This is a genomic window from Nonomuraea sp. B10E15 (assembly GCF_039871615.1).
GTDB lineage: Bacteria > Actinomycetota > Actinomycetes > Streptosporangiales > Streptosporangiaceae > Nonomuraea.
Window position 1 is genome coordinate 163737 of record NZ_JBDPMB010000010.1, and the last position, 15863, is coordinate 179599.

General features: G+C 70.2%; 15 protein-coding genes. 8 read left to right on the forward strand and 7 right to left on the reverse strand.

Annotation, left to right across the window (positions count from 1 at the left end; genetic code table 11):
• Positions 1-161: 161 nt before the first annotated feature.
• The 4 genes from ABGB14_RS26960 to ABGB14_RS26975 form a co-directional block, all read right to left on the reverse strand.
• Entirely contained in the window at positions 162-866 is a 705-nt protein-coding gene (locus ABGB14_RS26960; protein ID WP_347646602.1) for a CPBP family intramembrane glutamic endopeptidase, read from the reverse strand.
• Positions 867-979: 113 nt separating this feature from the next.
• Complete coding sequence (locus tag ABGB14_RS26965; RefSeq protein ID WP_347646603.1) at positions 980-1237, reverse strand: WhiB family transcriptional regulator; 258 nt, start codon at positions 1235-1237, stop codon at positions 980-982.
• A gap of 98 nt (positions 1238-1335) precedes the next feature.
• Positions 1336-1980 (reverse strand): neutral zinc metallopeptidase, encoded by a 645-nt coding sequence (locus tag ABGB14_RS26970; RefSeq protein ID WP_347646604.1) that lies wholly within the window; start codon positions 1978-1980, stop codon positions 1336-1338.
• Positions 1977-3428 (reverse strand): glutamate--cysteine ligase, encoded by a 1452-nt coding sequence (locus ABGB14_RS26975; protein WP_347646605.1) that lies wholly within the window; start codon positions 3426-3428, stop codon positions 1977-1979. The genes ABGB14_RS26970 and ABGB14_RS26975 overlap by 4 nt, the downstream gene beginning before the upstream one ends.
• A gap of 414 nt (positions 3429-3842) precedes the next feature.
• Between ABGB14_RS26975 and galE the strand changes: the two genes are divergently transcribed.
• On the forward strand, positions 3843-4820 hold the full coding sequence (gene galE, locus ABGB14_RS26980; RefSeq protein WP_347646606.1) for a UDP-glucose 4-epimerase GalE: 978 nt from the start codon (positions 3843-3845) through the stop codon (positions 4818-4820).
• A gap of 135 nt (positions 4821-4955) precedes the next feature.
• Here galE and ABGB14_RS26985 read toward each other — a convergent pair whose 3' ends face one another.
• On the reverse strand, positions 4956-5828 hold the full coding sequence (locus ABGB14_RS26985) for a hypothetical protein (RefSeq protein WP_347646607.1): 873 nt from the start codon (positions 5826-5828) through the stop codon (positions 4956-4958).
• A gap of 652 nt (positions 5829-6480) precedes the next feature.
• On the opposite strand from ABGB14_RS26985, the gene sucC reads away from it, so the two are divergent.
• The 3 genes from sucC to ABGB14_RS27000 all read left to right on the forward strand — a co-directional run bounded on the left by sucC (position 6481) and on the right by ABGB14_RS27000 (position 10483).
• Positions 6481-7662, forward strand: a complete 1182-nt coding sequence (gene sucC / locus ABGB14_RS26990; RefSeq protein WP_347646732.1) for an ADP-forming succinate--CoA ligase subunit beta — start codon at positions 6481-6483, stop codon at positions 7660-7662.
• Positions 7663-7665: 3 nt separating this feature from the next.
• Positions 7666-8541, forward strand: coding sequence for a succinate--CoA ligase subunit alpha (gene sucD / locus ABGB14_RS26995; RefSeq protein ID WP_347616666.1), 876 nt, complete (start codon positions 7666-7668; stop codon positions 8539-8541).
• 301 nt (positions 8542-8842) lie between these two features.
• Positions 8843-10483, forward strand: a complete 1641-nt coding sequence (locus tag ABGB14_RS27000) for a DUF6350 family protein (RefSeq protein WP_347646608.1) — start codon at positions 8843-8845, stop codon at positions 10481-10483.
• Positions 10484-10543: 60 nt separating this feature from the next.
• Here ABGB14_RS27000 and ABGB14_RS27005 read toward each other — a convergent pair whose 3' ends face one another.
• Positions 10544-11509: a YafY family protein gene (locus ABGB14_RS27005; RefSeq protein WP_347646609.1), complete on the reverse strand. Its 966-nt coding sequence runs from the start codon at positions 11507-11509 to the stop codon at positions 10544-10546.
• Between the two features lie 61 nt (positions 11510-11570).
• On the opposite strand from ABGB14_RS27005, the gene ABGB14_RS27010 reads away from it, so the two are divergent.
• On the forward strand, positions 11571-12761 hold the full coding sequence (locus tag ABGB14_RS27010) for an epoxide hydrolase family protein (RefSeq protein ID WP_347646610.1): 1191 nt from the start codon (positions 11571-11573) through the stop codon (positions 12759-12761).
• A 55-nt stretch (positions 12762-12816) separates the two neighbouring features.
• On the opposite strand, the gene ABGB14_RS27015 is transcribed toward ABGB14_RS27010, so the two are convergent.
• Positions 12817-13236, reverse strand: coding sequence for a hypothetical protein (locus tag ABGB14_RS27015; protein ID WP_347646611.1), 420 nt, complete (start codon positions 13234-13236; stop codon positions 12817-12819).
• Positions 13237-13312: 76 nt separating this feature from the next.
• Between ABGB14_RS27015 and purN the strand changes: the two genes are divergently transcribed.
• The 3 genes from purN (at position 13313) to ABGB14_RS27030 (ending at position 15794) form a co-directional block, all read left to right on the forward strand.
• Positions 13313-13942, forward strand: coding sequence for a phosphoribosylglycinamide formyltransferase (gene purN, locus ABGB14_RS27020; RefSeq protein WP_347646612.1), 630 nt, complete (start codon positions 13313-13315; stop codon positions 13940-13942).
• Positions 13939-15480, forward strand: a complete 1542-nt coding sequence (purH, locus tag ABGB14_RS27025) for a bifunctional phosphoribosylaminoimidazolecarboxamide formyltransferase/IMP cyclohydrolase (protein WP_347646613.1) — start codon at positions 13939-13941, stop codon at positions 15478-15480. Before purN ends, purH begins: the two co-directional genes overlap by 4 nt.
• 149 nt (positions 15481-15629) lie before the next feature.
• Positions 15630-15794: a hypothetical protein gene (locus tag ABGB14_RS27030; protein ID WP_347646614.1), complete on the forward strand. Its 165-nt coding sequence runs from the start codon at positions 15630-15632 to the stop codon at positions 15792-15794.
• The last annotated feature ends 69 nt before the right edge of the window (positions 15795-15863 follow it).

A 15863-nucleotide genomic window follows, 5' to 3' on the forward strand; every position in this document is an offset into this window, starting at 1 on the left:
GTTAGAGCATCGAGGCAGGGGTCGTGTGGAACGATCCAGAAGGCGCCGGAGGGATCTTCACTCCCGGGCGGAGAACCTTCATTCCCGGATGGGTAGATGATCTACCGCGGGACGGGAGGGACGGTCACCGTACGTGGTCAGAACGGGATGAGCGGAAGATCTCAGGCTGAGGCGCGAGGGCTTGGTTTCTGCTTGCCGGCGAGGCGGGCGAAGAGGTAGCCGAAGGAGTTGGTGGCCAGGTGCAGCATCACGGGGGTGAGCAGGCCGCCCCGGCGGCGTAGCTCGCAGAACATCACGCCCGCCGCCGCCGTGGACACCACGCTGCCCGCCACCACGCGGGCGGTGTCGAGGCGCCCGGGGGCTTCGTCGGCGACCAGGGCGCCGAGCGCGGGGTTGGCGCGGGCCATGTCGATGGCCGGGAGGATGTGCCAGAGGCCGAACAGGGCGGAGGAGACCCCGGTGGCGGCGACCGTGCCGTGCCTCTGGCGGAGCAACGCGTGGAGGGCGCCCCTGAAGCCCACCTCTTCCAGCAGGACCGTGCCGAAGGGGACCTGGATCAGCGCCTCCTCCCAGACACGGGCGCGCGAGAGCGACAGGGCGCGGTCGTCGTGGAAGAGGGGCCTGGTGCGCGGCATCGAGATGCCGACCGTGTAGACGGCGGCCACTCCGGCGGCAAGGGCGCCGCCCGCGATCGCGCCCCGGCGGCCGTGCTCGAAGCCGAGCTCCTGCCACGAAAGGCCGGACCTGCGGGCCATCGCCACCAGGGCGGCCGTCGCGGCGGCGGACGTCACCGGGCCGAGCCGGGGGGCGATCTTGTTGTTCATGATGTTGGCGGCGGCGAGGATCGCGATCGAGCGAAGCAGCACCCCTGCAGGCTACGTCGCCCGCGTCGTCAGGGGGCGGGCGACGTAGCCCAGGTCGTCAGGGGGCGGGCGACGGAGCATAGGCCCTCAGGGGGCGGGCGACGTAACACAGGCCGTCAGGAGGCGGCGGGACGGCGCCAGCCCTCGGGGAAGCGGGTGCGGCGGCGCTCCTGCGGGGTGAGGCCGCCCCAGATGCCCTCCGCCTCGCCCTCCCTTAACGCGTAGGAACGGCACTCCTCGATGACCTGGCAGCCGGCGCAGACCGCTTTGGCCCGCGCCTCCTGCAGCGGTGTGGGGGCGAGGGGGAAGAAGAGGTCAGGGTCGCTGGACCTGCACGCGCCCCTGCGCAGCCAGCCGATCTCCTCCAGTGACATGGGTCAAAGGTAGAGCGTGGTCATGATCGGACACATCATCCTCTCGGTTGACGCGCGCGTACATCCCTGGGGTGGAGGGCCGTCCGGTCCGTACGGCGTCAGCAGGCGCTCACCCCGTCCCGGTATCCCCTCGCGAACGAGGCCTGACGTTGCGCCGCCGTTCCGTGTGCCGAGGGGTCGAGCCAGTCGTCCGTCGGGTCGCCCGCCGCCTCCAGGCTGTAGAGCAGCTCTTCCTCGTCGCCCTCCTCCGCCCGCAGCGCGCCCGAGTTCACCAGGGCGGACAGGGTGCCGCCCGCGTAGCAGTCGGCCTGGAGCTCCGCCTGCACGTTCAGCTGGAAGCCCGTCTGGAGCTGCGCCTGTACGGCGTGCCCTATCTCATGCGGGATGATCACATAGACGGATCCGTCGCCCATCTCCGTCCACAGCGCCTCCATCCAGTCCCGGTCAAACGCGACGAAGTGACCGAGCGGACAGTAGAAGGCGTTGTTCGGGACTGCGGGCTCGTTGCCGCAGGCAGGGCCGGAGCGGCCCGCGTAGGGGACGAAGGCGGTCAGTGGCCGATATATCCGGCCTAACTGCTCGAACTGCTGCTTCCAGAACGCCTCCGACAACGTACGTGCCGTGCGGACGTCCTCCTCGAAGGAGTCGGCGCCCTCCGTGTCCATGGACGCCGGCCGGGTGATGCCGCACGCGCCGACCAGCAGGACCAGGACGAGAACCAGGGCTCGGATCACAGGCTTCACACATCCCAAGTGTGCACGGGCTCGTTGCTGTGCATGCGCTCGATGTACTCCAGCGTCATGGCCCGCAGCGCCTCGTGCCGGTCGCCTCCGTGCGCGTGCACGTGCTCCACCTGCCAGCTCGCGCCCGTACGGCCAGCGATGCAGCGTCCCTCGATGATGCCGAGCAGCCGGTCGGCGACGGGCCCGTCCACGCCCCACGCGGCCAGCCCCTCCTGGGCCATGGGCAGCAGGCGGCGCAGGATCAGCTCGGCCGCGGGCACCTCGCCCACCCCTGGCCAGTACAGCCGCGCGTCCAGCCCGTGCCGGGCCGCGGCGGCGAGGTTGTCGGCCGCCGCCTGGAACGACATCCGGCTCCACAGCGGCCGCTCGGCGTACGGCAGGACGCGCATCAACCCGTAGTAGAAGGCCGCGTTGGCGGTGATGTCGGCCACGGAGGGTCCGGCGGGCAGCACCCGGTTCTCGACGCGCAGGTGCGGCACCCCGTTCACCACCGCGTACACCGGCCGGTTCCAGCGGTAGATCGTGCCGTTGTGCAGGGTGAGCTCGTGGAGCTCCGGCATGCGGCCCTGTTCGAGCTCCGCGCGCGGGTCCTCGCTCTCGCAGAGGGGCAGCAGCGCGGGGAAGTAGCTGACGTTCTCCTCGAAGAGGTCGAAGACGCTCGTGATCCACCGCTCGCCGAACCAGACTCTCGGCCGTACGCCCTGCGTCTTCAGCTCCGCCGGCCGCGTGTCCGTGGCCTGCTCGAACAGCGCCATCCTGGTCTCGCGGTGCAGCTCCTTGCCGAACAGGTAGGGCGAGTTGGCCGCGGCCGCGACCTGGGGGGCGGCGATGATCTGGGCCGCGTTCCAGTGGGCGCCGAACGCCTCGGGGCTGACCTGAAGGTGGAGCTGCACGCTGGTGCAGGCGGCTTCGGGCGTGATGCTGTCCGCGTGCGTGTCGAGGCGTTCGACGCCCTCGATGGACAGGTGCAGGTCCTCGCCGCGGGCCGCGAAGATCTGCTCGTTGAGCAGGCGGTAGCGGGGGTTCGCGGAGAGCGTGCCCTCGCCGATGTCCTGCTCGCGCAGGGTGGGCAGGATGCCGACCAGGGCCAGGTGGGCGTCCTGGGAGCGGGCGCGATCCTCGGCGTGGTTGAGCCGCGCCCTGATGTCGTTCTCCAGGAGGAGCGCGCCGTCGCCGCCGAGCTCCCGGGGCTCGATGTTGATCTCGATGTTGAACTGGCCCAGCTCCGTCGCCCAGTCCGGCCGCTCGATGGCGGCGAGCACCTGGGCGTTGCGCATGACGGCCTCGCCGCGCGCGTCCACGATGTTGAGCTCGATCTCCAGTCCGGCGAGCGGGCGTTCGAAGTCGAAGCGGGATTCGCGCAACATCTGGGCGAAGACGTCGAGGCACCGACGCACCTTTTCCCGATATTTCCGGCGGTCGTCCCGGCTGAAGGCGACGACTGGCACGTCCCTGCCCATATCAGGAAATGTCGCACGCCAACGCCGCCAAGACCAGAGCGCAGGCCAGTCTTTACCGCAGCCTGGGCCGCCGGATGACGTCCCATGGACCACCGCCGAAACCGCCGGTCACCGGACGTCCCCGGCCACCGTTTCTGAGAGCGGCCTGCCGCACCTCGATACCCGTCGGTACGGAGACGGAGGGGCCCGGCGTGAGCGGTTCACGCGGCGCCGGTCGCCACGGGGCAACGGGTCACCACGGAACACGGCCTGCGGGGCGCGCCGTGGCGGCGGCGCGCCACTGAAGGGTCAGAAAGCGTTGCCCTGGAAGGTCCCCGGCCGGCGTGCGGTGGGTGGCCGGCCTTGGCGGAGCCGTAAAGGATGGGACGGGCAGGAGAGCTGAGGCGAGGCTAGGGTGCTGGGATGCGTGTTCTGATAACTGGCGGGGCGGGTTATATCGGCAGCACGGTCGCGTCGGCGTGCCTGGACGCCGGGATCACTCCCGTGATTCTGGACAGCCTTGTGACGGGGCGGAGGGAGTTCGCCGAAGGGCGGGTGTTCTATGAGGGAGATATCGGCGATGGCCCACTGATTGACAAGATATTCGCCGAAAATCCGGATATCGAGGCTGTCGTCCACTGCGCGGCGCTCATCGTGGTGCCGGATTCCGTGGCCGACCCCATCGGCTACTACCGCGCGAACGTCGCCAAGAGCCTCGAACTCGTCGACCACCTGCTCCGCAACGGGTGCGAGCGGATGATCTTCAGCTCCTCCGCGTCGATCTACCAGGCGGGCGCGGACCACACGGTGGACGAGGACTCGCCGCTCGCCCCTCAGAGCCCGTACGCGCAGACCAAGGCGGTGTGCGAGGCGATGTTCGCCGACATCGCGGCCGGCCTCCCGATCAGGATCCTGTCCCTGCGCTACTTCAACCCGGTCGGCGCCGACCCGCGGATGCGCACCGGCCTGCAACTGCGCCGTCCCAGCCACGCCCTGGGCAAGATGATCGAGGCGTACGAGGACGGCGTGCCCTTCCAGATCACCGGCACCGGCTACCCGACGAGAGACGGCACCGGCATCCGCGACTACGTGCACGTCTGGGATCTGGCGACCGCGCACGTGGCGGCCCTGCGCAGGTTCGACGGACTGGACACCGACGTGATCAACCTGGGCACCGGCGCGGGCACCACGGTCCGCGAGCTGGCCGAGGCGTTCAACCGGGTCGTGGACCGTCCCATCGAGGTCGTCGAGGCCCCCGCCCGCCCCGGCGACGTGCCCGGCGCCTACACCCGCAGCGACCGGGCCCGCCGCCTGCTGGACTGGCAGGCCCGCCACTCCCTCGACGAGGGCATCAGGCACTCTCTCGAATGGGCGGCCCTCCGGGAGTCCAGACTGGGCTGAGCCCGGCCGCCCCTCTCCCGCGCGGCCGCGCCCTTCCCGTCCGGTACGGCATCCGTCCCGCTCTGCGCGGCGCCCATCCCGCCCGGTACGCGCCTCTCCCGTCCTGAGGAGGGAGAGGCGCGGACGGTCAGCAGGTCAGCCGGTGACGGCGAACACGCCGAGGGGGATCTCGGTCAGGCTGGAGATGTCCTCCCGGCCGTCCTCGAACGAGGTCGCGACGTCCTTGGCCGCCGGCGCCTTGATCGACACGGCCTTGCCCCAGCCGGTGTATCTCGTGTCCACGCTCACGCTGCCCTTGTCGTCGGTGCCGTTCACCGTTGAGGAGAACGTCGTGACGAGGCGCGTCGGCAGGCCGGCCGCGTTCACGGTGAGCCGCCACGCGATCGGGGCCTTCAGCGCCTTGGCGGACGGCTTGCTCGGCGAGCCGGCGCGCAGCCAGGGCGAGGCCTTCCACAGGGCGCCCAGCTTGATGGTGCCCTTGTAGCCGTGGCTGGTGGCCTTGGCGCCCTTGAGCAGGGTCTTGAGCGTGGAGTATTCGCCGACGTTGACGGGCTGGCCGTACGTGCCGGTGATGCCGCCGGGCGGGCCCTTGGGCGCCTTGAACCAGGTCTTGCCCTCGGGCAGCAGGGTCGTCCACATGTTGCCGGAGAGGTAGGCCGTGGTGCCGACCCTGATCGTGCGCTCAGGCTTGGCCACGGCCCTGAGGATCTCGCCGAACTCGCTGTCCGGTACGTCGCCCAGGTCCTTGGAGGTGATGTTGAGCTTGCCGGTGATGTCGGAGGCGGCGATGCCCGACCTGCTGAACTGCAGGGTGCCGCTGCGCCGGAGGAACACCTCGCGCTTGTTGCCCTGGGAGACGGTCGTGCGCTCGGTGAAGCTCACCCCCTTGCCGGGGGTCATCCGCTTCTTGACGGCGACCACGGGGTCCTTGGGGGCGGCCATCGCCGGGGTGGCGGTCACCAGCGCGGCGGTCGTGGCTAACGCCACGCCGGTCAGGATTCGCTTCATGCGGATTTCCTTCGTCGAAGTTCTGTTGTTGAGGTCAAGGCAGAAGTAGGGCCTTGTGGAGCGGCTCGGCGGGCCGGCCATTACGGAATGCCGCCGAGCGAGCGGATCGGGTCTTCCTCAAGGAACGCCGTGTGCCCCCGTGCGTGCGGCCGTGGTCACCGCCCGGCCGCGACAAATCGGTTCATACAAGTTTCCTCTGGTTCCAAAAGGAAGAGGCATCGATTCTGCCAATCGAAGATCACGACCGTATATCGAGAACCGGGGCGTATGCCGTCGAATCGGTGCAAAATTCGTGCAGATGCCGTCGTGGAGAAGTGAGATCACCGTCACATAGCGCGAGAACCCCCACCCGATGACCTGGTCAGGTCAAGCTTCGGGCTAGGCTTCACTGGCGGAAACGCCCGGCACGCACCCTGAGCGTAGGAGCTCGCCGTGAGAGAGCGAGGCACGATGCCACCGAACGGCGAAGCGGACGCGACCGTAAGTGCAGGTGCCCGGGCCGCCGAACATCAGTCGGACAAGCGTCGAACATTCAGTCGGATAAGCAAGGAGCGAACCCGACGCAGCGAGCGGAGTGGAGGGCCGACGCAGAAGGCACTCCACGGAGCGAGTGAGGAGGGTGAGCGACAAATGGGAAGAGGACGGACCCCTCGTGGACCTGTTCGAACATCAGGCGAAGGAACTCTTCGCTGACTACGGCATCCCGGTGCCACGCGGCATCGTCGCCCACACCGTGGAGGAGGTGCGGTCGGCGGCCGAGGAGCTGACAGGCCGCGTTGTTGTCAAGGCACAGGTCAAGACCGGTGGCCGTGGCAAGGCCGGCGGTGTGAAGGTGGCGGCCGACGCCGCCGACGCCGTCGAGAAGGCCACCGCCATCCTCGGCATGGACATCAAGGGCCACACGGTCCACAAGGTGCTCGTGGAGGAGGCCAGCGCGATCGCGGAGGAGTATTACTTCTCCTTCCTGCTCGACCGCGCCAACCGTACATTCCTCGCGATCTGCTCCGCCGCCGGCGGCATGGACATCGAAGAGGTCGCCCACACCGCGCCGGAGAAGGTCGCCAAGGTGCCGGTCTCGGCGCTGACCGGCATCGACCGCGCCAAGGCCCGCGAGATCGCGGTGGCCGGCGGCCTGCCGGACAAGGCGCTCGACGGCGCCGCCGAGCTCATCGAGAAGCTGTGGTGCTGCTTCGTCGACGAAGACGCCACGCTCGTCGAGGTCAACCCCATGATCCTGTCGGCCGACGGCCAGGTGAAGGCCCTCGACGGCAAGGTCACCCTCGACGACAACGCCACGTTCCGCCAGCCCGACCACGAGGCGCTCGCCGACAAGGCGGCCGAGGACCCGCTCGAGGCCAAGGCCAAGGAGAAGGACCTCAACTACGTCAAGCTCGACGGCGACGTCGGCATCATCGGCAACGGCGCGGGCCTGGTCATGTCCACGCTCGACGTGGTGGCCTACGCGGGCGAGCAGTTCCCCGGCAAGCCGTCCCCCGCGAACTTCCTCGACATCGGCGGCGGCGCCTCGGCCGAGGTCATGGCCGCGGGCCTGGAGATCATCCTCTCCGACCCGAGCGTCAAGTCGATCTTCGTGAACGTCTTCGGCGGCATCACCGCCTGCGACGCCGTCGCCAACGGCATCGTCTCGGCGTTCAAGCTGCTGGAGAGCCGTGGCGAGGCCGTGACCCATCCCCTGGTGGTCCGCCTCGACGGCAACAACGCCCAGCTCGGGCGGCAGATCCTGGCCGACGCCGCACTCCCGCGGGTCGAGCTGGTAGACACGATGGACGACGCGGCCAAGCGGGCCGCCGAGCTCGCTGCGGCAGGTGTGTGACCCATGGCCATCTGGTTGACCGAGAACAGCAAGATCATCGTTCAGGGCATGACGGGCGGCGAGGGCACCAAGCACACCCGCCGCATGCTCGCCTCCGGCGCCCGCGTGGTCGGCGGCGTCAACGCCCGCAAGGCCGGCACCACGCACGAGGGCCTGCCCGTGTTCGGGACGGTCAAGGAGGCGATGGAGCAGACCGGCGCCGACGTGTCGGTCGTGTTCGTGCCCCCGGCGTTCACCAAGGACGCGGTCAAGGAGGCCATCGACGCCGAGATGCCGCTCTGCGTGGTCATCACCGAGGGCGTGCCGGTGCACGACTCGACCGAGTTCTGGGCCTACGCGGTGGCCAAGGGCAACAAGACCCGCATCATCGGCCCCAACTGCCCGGGCATCGCCTCCCCCGGCGCCTCCAACGCCGGCATCATCCCCGCCGACATCACCACCGCCGGCCGCATCGGCCTGGTCTCGAAGTCCGGCACGCTCACCTACCAGCTGATGTACGAGCTTCGCGACTTCGGCTTCTCCACCGCCGTGGGCATCGGCGGCGACCCGGTCATCGGCACCACGCACATCGACGCGCTCCAGGCGTTCCAGGAAGACCCCGCCACCGACGCGATCGTGATGATCGGCGAGATCGGCGGCGACGCCGAGGAGCGGGCCGCCGCCTACATCGAGCAGCACGTCACCAAGCCGGTCGTGGCCTACGTCGCGGGCTTCACCGCCCCAGAGGGCAAGACGATGGGCCACGCGGGCGCCATCGTGTCCGGCTCCGCCGGCACCGCCCAGGCGAAGAAGGAGGCCCTGGAGAAGGTCGGCGTCCGCGTCGGCAAGACCCCCTCCGAGACGGCCCGCCTCATGCGCGAGATCATGCAGGCTCGCTGAGCGCCTGCCCTGGCAGCCCCGCACGGGACCGATCCCGTGCGGGGCTTCTCGTCTGCCACGGAACACGGTCAGCGAGTCGTCGTGGCGGCGGCGCGCCACTGACCGGCTCAGCAGCGTCTCCCTGGACTGGCGCCGGCCCCGGTCGGCGGCTGGGGCAACCACGGCAGCGCCGTAAAGGAGCGTCGTGAAGGATGGAGACGGAGAGCGTCGCGCGACCGGGACGGGATCGGCGGCCACAAAGTAAGGGCGGGCGGCGCGTCAACCAAGCGCTGGTCGGGAAAGCTTGAGAAAATCGCCTACTGTGACGGCGATTCTCGACCAGCTACGTGCCGCCCCCCGGTCGGTGCTCGGCCGACTGCCCGGGGTCTCGAGCGACGACGACGAGACCAGGCGGCCGCTGCCCGTGTCGGGGATGCTGGCGGCCGCCGCCACGCTCGGCGTCGGGCTGGCGGCGCTCACCACGCTCACGCTGGTCGGCTGGATCGCAGCGCCACGCGGCACGCTCGAAGCCGGGCTGCCGGGCGTGTTCCGTACGGCGGCGCAGCTCTGGCTGGCCGCGCACCACGCCGGGTTCGCGATCCCAGGCGGGCGGGTCGGCCTGCTGCCGCTGGGGCTGATGCTGCTGCCCGCCGTGCTGCTCTACCGCGCGGCACGATGGATGGCTCGCGACGCCGACCTGCGGCTGCGCCTGCCCGCCCGGCTGCCGAAGAACAGCCCGAAGGCGCAGGCGGGGGCCCGGCGGCGGGCCCAGCTGGTGCTCGTGGTGCAGGCGGGGGTGTCGCTGGCGGCCCCGTATGCGCTGCTCGCCGGACTGATCGCGCTCGTCGCGCGCAACGAGATCACCCAGCCGTTCCTCGGCGAGACGCTGTTCAGCCACTTCGTGCTGGCGTTCCTCGCCGGCTCGCTGGCCACGGCGCGGATGATCGGGCCCTGGCGGGTCATGTTGCGGCTGCTGCCCGAGCGGGTGCGCGCCCTGACCGTCGGCACGGCCGTCGCCACGGCGGTGCTGCTCGTGGCCGGGCTCGCGCTCGTGCTGGTCGCCATCGTGCTCAACTTCGGGCAGATCCAGGAGCTGTCCAGCGTGCTCTCGCCCGGGTTCGTGGGCGGGGTGCTGCTGTTGCTGCTGCAACTCCTCTACGCCCTCAACGCCGTCGTCTGGGCCCTGTCCTACATCGCGGGGCCGGGGTTCGCGATCGGCGCCGACACCCTGGTCGCGCCCACCGGGGTGCAACTCGGCACGGTTCCGAGCCTGCCGCTGCTGGGGGCGCTGCCGGAGAGCGGCACCGTGCCGGCGTGGATGATGGCGGTGATCGCGCTGCCGTTCGCGGCCGGAGCGGTGGCGGGCGTGATGGTGGCCAGGATCTCGCCGTCGCCGTCCTACGAGGCGGCGCCGCTGTGGGGGTTCCTCAGCGGGGTCTCCACAGGCGTCGTGGCGGGGGTCCTGGCCGCGCTGTCCGGCGGCCCCATCGGCGGCGGCAAGCTCGCCACGGTCGGGCCGTCTCCCTGGGAGGTGGCGCTGTCGGTGGCTCTTGAGGTCGGCGTGGCCGCGGGCATCTCCGCTGGCGTGACCAACCTGCTGCTGCTCAACAAACGCGCCCGCACACCCCTCGACAAGGCGGCCGCCCCCGTGCGCAAGGCCGGGGCCGCGCTGGCCAAGGCGGCGAGCAAGGTGGGGCTGGCCGAGTCCGATCCGCGCCCGCTGCCCGGCCACTGGATGGACGCGACGGAGGCCGACACCCAGGAGATCCCCGTCATCAGGGACGACTGGCAGGACGAGCACGCGTCTGCGGCGGCCGAGACGCTGGCCCAGTCCCGCTCGCGCGTGCCGGAGCCGAGTCCGGGGCCGGACGCCCGCCCGCCGCGCAAGGACATCGTCGACGAGTCGGACGACCGCGGCGGCCACGTCATCTACGTCGACCCCTACGCCTGGGACCGCGACTAGCGCTGTGACGGCCGTCCGGTCGGGCGGCTCGACGGCCGGCACGCCGCGCGGCGACGTACGTCAAGGTGTTCCCTCCGGAACCGCCCGCCGGTAGCGCTCGGCCAGCGCGCGGATCTCCGCGACGAGTTCGGGCGGCTCGGTGACCTCGAAGCCGGCGCCGAGCATGCCGAGATAGCAGGCCAGCATCTGCGGTGTGTCCGAGCCGACCTCGGCCACGCAGGCGTCATCGCCCAAGGGCTCCACCCGGACGCCGGACGGCAGCAGGTCGCGTACGTGCTCGGCCGGTGCGCGGACCGTCACCCGTGCCCTGCACTGCCAGGTCGCGGTGGCCAGGCCGGTGGTGACATGGCCGACGAGGTCACCGCCGGGTTCCTCGCGTGGCGTGAACCGGGGGCCGTTCGGGGTCCGCAACCGCATCCGGTCCACCCGGAACGTGCGCCAGTCGGACCTCGCGACGTCCCACCCGACCAGGTACCAGCGGCCACGGCTGTGCGCGAGCCGGTGCGGCTCGACCTCGCGGCGGCCGGCCGACCCGTCATGTGCGGCGTAGTCGAACCGGAGCCGCTCGTGGTCGCGCGAGGCCGCCGCGATCGCGGTGAGCGTGTCGGCGTCCACCCGGGAACCCGCGTGCGGGAGCGGGACGAGGTAGGCGCGCAAGCCGTTGACACGGTGGCGAAGCCGTGACGGCAGCAGCTGTTCCAGCTTGGTCAGGGCACGCAGCGCCGCCTCCTCGATGCCGGTGACCGCTCCCTGCGTGGCGCCCACCCGGAGGCCGACCGCGACGGCGACCGCCTCGTCGTCATCGAGCAGCAGCGGCGGCAACCGCGCACCAGGTCCGAGCCGGTAACCGCCGGTGACGCCCCTGATCCCGTGCACCGGATAGCCGAGACCGCGCAGGCGTTCGACATCGTTGCGCACGGTGCGCGCGGTGACGCCGAGACGCTCGGCCAGCTCTGGTCCGCTCCAGTCCCGCGGCGTCTGCAACAAGGAGAGCAGCCGCAGCAGTCGTTGTGCTGTGTCCGACATAGGGCAAAGTCTGCCCGCATACAGGAACGGCTGGTTCCGGTATCGCTCCTACGTTCCCGGTATGAACTCCAACACGGACATCCGTCCGTTCCGCGTCGACATTCCGCAGGCCGAACTGGACGACCTGCGCGATCGCCTCACCCGCACCCGCTGGCCCCGGCAGATCCGCGGAACCGGGTGGGAGCGCGGCGTTCCCGTGGACTACCTCAAGGACTTGGCGGGCTACTGGGCGAACGGCTTCGACTGGCGTGCGCAGGAGAAGACACTGAACGGGTACCCGCAGTTCGTGACCACGATCGACGGCCAGGACATCCACTTCCTGCATGTCCGCTCGCCCGAGCCGGACGCGCTGCCGCTGATTCTCTTCCACGGCTGGCCCGGCTCGTTCGTGGACTTCCTGGACGCGATCGGGCCGCTGACCGACCCTCGCGCGCACGGCGGTGATCCGGCGGACGCGTTCCACGTCGTGGTCCCGTCGCTGCCCGGCTTCGCGTTCTCCAACCCGGTGCGGGACCCGGGCTGGGGCAACCTGTTCCGGGTGGCCGCCGCGTTCGGGGAGCTGATGGCCCGGCTCGGGTACGAGCGGTTCGCCGCGCAAGGCGGTGACGTCGGGGGCGGTGTGACCATGCTGCTGCCCATGGCCGCCCCGGGTCGTGTGGTCGCCACCCATATCAACGGTCCGTCGCCGTACCCCTTCGGCCCGCCCATCGAGCTGGACGGCCTGTCCGGCGCGGACCGAGCCCGCGCCGAGCGCTTCAACGCCGCCCGCCAGGACGGCCTCGGCTATCTGCACCTGCAGTCCACCCGCCCGCGGACCCTTGGCTACTCGCTGAACGACTCGCCGATCGGACAGCTGGCGTGGATCGCGGAGAAGTTCAAAGAATGGACTGATCCTGCCGCCGATCTACCCGATGACGCGGTGGACCGCGACCGGCTGCTCACCGGCGTGAGCCTGTACTGGTTCACCGGCTCCGGCGCGTCCTCGGCCGACATGCTGTACGAGGGCATGCGCGCCTACCGCGAGATGGCCTCCGGCCAGTTCGGCGCCGACCAGGCGGAGTGGCCGTCCGTGCCGGCGCCGCCGCAGGGGATCGCGGTGTTCGCGGCGGATATGACGATCCGCACCCTCGCCGACCCGGCGAACACCGTCCGCCACTGGTCGGAGTTCGACCGGGGTGGCCACTTCCCGGCGCTGGAAACGCCCGACCTGCTGGTCGGCGACCTGCGGGAGTTCTTCCGCGTCGCACGGTGACCCTGGCGGCGGGCGGCCGACCGGCCTGAGGCCAGGTCCGCGTGAAGAGACGCGCCTACGGTTGCATGGCGCCGAGCAGTTCGAGCACGTCGGCCGGGAGCTTGCGCTCAGCCGCGTCCCTGAACTGCGTGAAACACTCGCCCTGGGACGACACCGTGCCCGCGCCCTTCATGCACTCCTGGTAGGCGGAGTATTCGTCCATCAGGTAGAGCTGCATTCCCGTGGCCATCGCGGACAGCGCCAGGGCGATCGCAGAGACGGTGATGCCGCCCACAGCGACGCCCGTGGGCTTGCCCTCGCCTTTGAGCAGCGGCAGAGCCTTGATGCCGGCCATGAGCGCGAACAACGCCATGACCAGGCCCGCGAGCGGCAACATGAACGTCATGGCCAGCGCTGCGATGGACAACCAGATCGCTCGGCGGCCCGCCGATTCAGCGGGCTGCTGGCCTGCCGGTGCCTTCACCGGTGTCGACACCTGACCTCCTCTGCGTCGCCGGGCGAGGAACAGATACGCTGACAGCCCCACCCTGTTACCTCTTGGGAGAGTGTGCGTGTCTAAGGTTGGGCGGCTCGTCGTCCTCGTCTCCGGCTCTGGAACCAACCTACAGGCCCTGCTGGACGCTTCTGCCGACCCGTCTTACGGTGCTCGCGTGGTCGCGGTCGGCGCCGACAGGGAGGGGATAGAGGGGCTGGTCAGGGCCTCGAAGGCAGGCATCCCGACTTTTGTGGAAAAAGTGGGCGATTACGCGACACGGGCGGAATGGGATGTGGCCATCGCGGCCAGGATCGCCGCGTACGAGCCTGACCTGGTCGTGTCGGCGGGCTTCATGAAAATTCTCGGCAAGCCCACGCTCCAGGCCTTTCCCCTGCTCAACACACACCCCGCGCTCCTGCCGTCGTTCCCCGGCGCCCACGGCGTGCGCGACGCGCTGGCCCACGGCGTCAAAGTGACCGGCTGCACGGTGATGCTGGCCGACGAGGGCGTCGACAGCGGGCCGATCGTCGCCCAGGAAGCGGTGCCCGTGCTCCCCGACGACGACGAAGCCGTCCTGCACGAGCGCATCAAGACCGTCGAGCGCCGTCTGCTCGTCGAGATCGTCGGCCGGATGGCTCGCGAGGGCTGGACGGTCAGCGGACGCAGCGTCCGCATCGGCAACCACACAGGAGGGGAATCCACGTGACTCGCATCGCCATCCGGCGCGCGTTGATCGCTGTATACGACAAGTCCGGTCTCGAAGAGCTGGCCAGAGGCCTCGACGGCGCAGGCGTGGAGATCGTCTCGACCGGTGGCACCGCGGCCGCGATCTCGTCCTTCGGGATCCCGGTGACGAAGGTGGAGCAGCTGACCGGGTTCCCCGAGTGCCTCGACGGACGGGTCAAGACCCTGCACCCGCGCGTGCACGCCGGGCTGCTGGCCGACATCACCAAGCCCCACCACGTGACCCAGCTGGAGGAGCTGGAGATCGACCCGTTCCAGCTCGTGGTCGTCAACCTCTATCCGTTCCAGGAGACGGTGGCCTCGGGGGCGTCCGGTGAGGAGTGCGTCGAGCAGATCGACATCGGCGGGCCCGCCATGATCCGTGGCGCCGCGAAGAACCACAACACCTGCGCGGTCGTGGTCGATCCCGGCTTCTACGGCGACGTGCTCGCCGCCGTGGCCGAGGGCGGGTTCACGCTGGCCGAGCGCCGGCGCCTGGCCGGCATCGCCTACGCCCACACGGCCTCGTACGACGTGGCCGTGGCCAACTGGTTCGCCGGCACGTACGGAGAGGAGGGTGACTTCCCGTCGTTCACCGGCGGCGCCTACCAGCGCAAGGCCACCCTGCGCTACGGCGAGAACCCGCACCAGGGCGCCGCCCTCTACACGGGCGGCACGGGCGGTCTCGCCAACGCCGAGCAGCTGCACGGCAAGGAGATGTCCTACAACAACTACCTCGACTCCGACGCCGCCTGGCGCGCCGCGTGGGACTTCACCGAGCCCTGCGTCGCCATCATCAAGCACCAGAATCCCTGCGGCATCGCGGTCGGCTCCGACGTGGCCGAGGCGCACCGCAAGGCCCACGCGTGCGACCCCGTGTCCGCCTACGGCGGCGTGATCGCCGTCAACCGCGAGGTCACGGCCGAGCTGGCCAGGCAGATCGCCGACGTCTTCACCGAGGTCGTCATCGCTCCCTCCTACGCCGCCGAGGCCCTGGAGACGTTGCGTGCCAAGAAGAGCCTGCGCCTTCTGGTGTGCCCGCAGGGCCCGTCACGAAGGACGGAGCTGCGCGAGATCGACGGCGGCCTGCTGGTGCAGTCGGTCGACAAGGTGGACGCGCCCGGCGACTCGGCCGCCCAGTGGGAGCTCAAGACCGGCACACCCGCGACGCCCGAGCAGCTGGCCGACCTGGAGTTCGCCTGGCGGGCCTGCCGCTCGGTCAAGTCGAACGCCATCCTGCTCGCCGCCGACGGCGCGACCGTGGGCGTCGGCATGGGTCAGGTCAACCGGGTCGACTCCTGCCGCCTGGCGGCCACCAGGGCGGGCGAGCGCGCCGCCGGCGCGGTCGCGGCCTCCGACGCGTTCTTCCCGTTCCCCGACGGCCCGCAGGTGCTGATCGAGGCGGGTGTGCGGGCGATCGTCGAACCCGGCGGCTCCATCCGTGACCAGGAGGTCATCGACGCGGCCGAGAAGGCGGGCATCACCCTCTACTTCACCGGTACGCGCCACTTCTTCCACTGATCACCCTACGTCCAGTGATCATCCGTCAAAGGGCGACATGGCCGATCATGTCGCCCTTTGGCCGTTTTGCGGCGAGCATCCCTTGTCTCCGGTTAACCTGATGCCTTCTCCCGTTTGCTCGTTCTCCGGAGTCTTCGTTGCTTGACGCGATGCTGCAGGCCCTCGTCACTGTGAACGGCCTCGCTACCAGCCCCTTCGTCCTCCTGGTGCTCGCCTTCATCGGTGCCTATCTGGGCAGCCGCGTCATGGAGATCATCCCCTTCACCCGCCGCATCATCGAACGCCGCGAGGCCCGGCTCACCGAACCGGAGTAAACCGGGCGACCCACGGCAGGGTTTCCCGCCACACGGGCCGCCGTCTCCACACGGCACGGGCCGTCTTCC

Excerpts from the sequence above, each read along its gene's own strand:
- ABGB14_RS27010 (WP_347646610.1), top strand. The coding sequence starts at position 11,571 with ATGAACTCCAACACGGACATCCGTCCGTTCCGCGTCGACATTCCGCAG.
- galE (WP_347646606.1), top strand. The coding sequence starts at position 3,843 with ATGCGTGTTCTGATAACTGGCGGGGCGGGTTATATCGGCAGCACGGTC.
- ABGB14_RS26965 (WP_347646603.1), bottom strand. The coding sequence starts at position 1,237 with ATGTCACTGGAGGAGATCGGCTGGCTGCGCAGGGGCGCGTGCAGGTCC.
- sucD (WP_347616666.1), top strand. The coding sequence starts at position 7,666 with ATGGCCATCTGGTTGACCGAGAACAGCAAGATCATCGTTCAGGGCATG.
- ABGB14_RS26985 (WP_347646607.1), bottom strand. The coding sequence starts at position 5,828 with ATGAAGCGAATCCTGACCGGCGTGGCGTTAGCCACGACCGCCGCGCTG.
- ABGB14_RS27030 (WP_347646614.1), top strand. The coding sequence starts at position 15,630 with ATGCTGCAGGCCCTCGTCACTGTGAACGGCCTCGCTACCAGCCCCTTC.
- ABGB14_RS27005 (WP_347646609.1), bottom strand. The coding sequence starts at position 11,509 with ATGTCGGACACAGCACAACGACTGCTGCGGCTGCTCTCCTTGTTGCAG.